This window comes from Moorena sp. SIO4A1 (assembly GCF_010672065.1).
GTDB lineage: Bacteria > Cyanobacteriota > Cyanobacteriia > Cyanobacteriales > Coleofasciculaceae > Moorena.
The window spans coordinates 1-2,612 of sequence record NZ_JAAHHX010000253.1; the positions used below are offsets into that span (position 1 = coordinate 1).

Annotated in this window: 2 protein-coding genes and 1 tRNA gene; all 3 read left to right on the top strand. The window is 44.9% G+C overall.

All coding sequences use genetic code 11. From position 1 onward, the window contains the following. The first annotated feature begins 745 nt into the window (after window positions 1-745). The 3 genes from F6K53_RS36925 (at window position 746) to F6K53_RS36935 (ending at window position 2,500) form a co-directional block, all read left to right on the top strand. Entirely contained in the window at window positions 746-1,267 is a 522-nt protein-coding gene (locus F6K53_RS36925; protein ID WP_070392308.1) for a GNAT family N-acetyltransferase, read from the top strand. A 64-nt stretch (window positions 1,268-1,331) separates the two neighbouring features. Then, window positions 1,332-1,405, top strand: a tRNA-Pro gene (locus F6K53_RS36930). A 327-nt stretch (window positions 1,406-1,732) separates the two neighbouring features. Next, window positions 1,733-2,500, top strand: a complete 768-nt coding sequence (locus tag F6K53_RS36935) for a Tic22 family protein (RefSeq protein WP_075898632.1) — start codon at window positions 1,733-1,735, stop codon at window positions 2,498-2,500. The last annotated feature ends 112 nt before the right edge of the window (window positions 2,501-2,612 follow it).

The following is a 2,612-nucleotide window of genomic DNA, read 5'->3' on the forward strand; positions in this document are numbered from 1 at the left end:
AGCCCTTTTTGGCTATTTGGTGTATTTCCAAGGGTTTCGTCTGGGTTTGAGGCTTTTGTCTTGCTCAAAACACTCGCGCGTCCCCCGAGGCAACAACAAGCGCGGATCTGATTCATTTCTCACCAATTCTGCTGATTAGCCTAGTCTAACTAATCTTCCCCAACTTCCCCACCTTCGGTAGCTTGCCGACTTTCCTTGTTAGGTGCGCTCTTACCATTAAGAATTAAATTCCCGTGACGGTGCGCGCCTGTTGATGCAAAGCGCGAGTGGTTTTGGGTCTGTGTGCGGAACACCACCATTCTCCTTTGGAGAAACTACGTGAACGCACCGCTGTTTGCCCCGTGGAAACCCCCGTCAGGCCACTGCATCGGTTGTTGATTTAGATTCGCGCAAGGGCAGCAAACAGCTGTGCCCCCTCCGACGCGAGCATCTTACCCAAGCGACTTCAAAGAGCGCGACCGATGGGAATGCTAGGATAATAATTTATATAGGAGGCTTAATAGGAGGCTTAATTGTGGTATTATCATTTGCACAAAGAATTAGTTTCAGATCAAGGTAGGTCGGGTATGATAGTTTTCCTGGTGGAATAAAACCAATAGATCAAAGATCACTTTCTGTTTTTTGAAACAAACATTTAAGTCTGGCTCTGGTTGACCGAGACCCAGAACGTCTGAGCCGTCAGGGAAAGAAGACCATTACCAGTTCAAGTAGCTCACAATTATGATAACGCCACTGTCACACCTGCATGGGTTTTTGGAAAAGCTTCTTTAGCAGTTCTGACACTGCTTTGCCTCAAACACGACCGGAAGGAGATACCGTAGAAGGTGTAAAATATCGCACCGACGGTACCTCACGGGTATTTTTCAGTACAACACGAGAAATTGACCTGTACGAATTGGAAGAACTTTGTGATGCTGTTGGTTGGTCTCGCCGTCCTCTGCGCAAAGTTAGGAAAGCCATTCAGCATAGCTTTTTGGTTACTTCTATGTGGTACCAGCGAGGTAACACGAGGCGCTTAATTGGCTTTGCCCGTGCCACTTCTGATCATGCTTTCAATGCGACAATCTGGGATGTAGTGGTTCATCCAGATTTCCAAACCAAGGGACTGGGCAAAGCTTTGATGAGATATATGATCAAAAAATTGCGCAGCCAGGATATTAGCAATATCACCTTATTTGCTGATCCTCAAGTGGTAAGTTTTTACCGTAAAATGGGATTTATGCCTGACCCAGAAGGTATTAAAGGCATGTTCTGGTATCCAGATTAATCTCGAGTACACACAAAGCGCCAAAAGTGAGTTATACTGGTTATACTACATTAGAGGTAGCACCCGGGATGTAGCGCAGCTTGGTAGCGCGCCTGCTTTGGGAGCAGGATGTCGCAGGTTCAAATCCTGTCATCCCGATTTTAAATTCATAAGTCAATCAGTCCATAAGTAAATCCGTAAATCAGTCAAGACACTAGGGTAAACTCAGTGGAACTTGATACAGTCAGGTAAAGTCAAACTTGATACAGTCAAACTTGATACAGTCAAACTTGATAAGAGTTAGCTACAGGGGGATTAAACGCCACTGATCAGCTAAGTTAACAAGCCAGGTCAAGCTATGATCGATCAAGTTTGATTTGAATCTCTGCCTCTACTAGAGGTTAGTGAGGTGCGTTCAGATCTCTCAGTGAGCAGGGTATTCTAGTTGTAACAGGCTCTTCTTCGTTAAAATTCGAGGTAATTTCTATGAAATCATTGTTCCGTTGGGGCACAACATTAAGTTTAGTAGCGAGTGCCTTACTAGGCTCAGTGAGTGTGGAAAATTTAGCGGCACTGGCTCTGACCGAAGAGCAGGTAAGAGAAAAGTTGAAAGCTGTACCTGTATTTGCAGTTACTGATAGTAAAGGTTCGCCACTAGTAGCCTCAATTCCAGATCAGCAAGATCAAAAGAAGACTACCTCAGTGGCAGGTGTGTTTATTAGCCAAGAAGATGCTAATGCGTTTGTACAGCGTTTAAAGCAGGAGAATCCTGAGCTAGGTAAGAAGGTACAAGTAGTTCCTGTATCTTTGGGGGAAGTTCATGAGCAAAATCAAAAGAATCGCACTGTTCCCAATGGTTTAAATTTTGCCTACATACCAAACCAACAGCAGGTAAAGCAGGCACAAGCGATCTGGAACCAAAATGGTCAAGAAAAAAAGCCATTTCAGGGCGTACCGCTGTTTGTTGCCAAAGAAGCTAGCAACAGCGGATACCTCACTATTCAACAAAATGGGGTCTCATCAATTCCGTTCTTTTTTAACAAAGAGCAATTGCAGAGTATAGTGAATCGCTATAAGCAGCAAGACCCTAACTCCCAGGTTAAGATAGAGGTAGTGCCTCTAGAGGGCGTTATTAAAACCTTACAGGAGAGGAACGATCAGCAACTAGAGAAAATCGTACTAGTGCCATCCCAGGAATCCCTGAAATTTTTGCAAGGTCTGTCCCAAAATCAACTCCAACGTCCAAATCAATGATTATGGATCAGCGGTGGGTGGTCTCGGGAAAAGAACTCTGGCAGTGGCGTCAAGATGCTTGCAAGTCTGCAGCTGAGGCAGGTGTCTCTACAGCTGAAGTGGACTGGTTGCT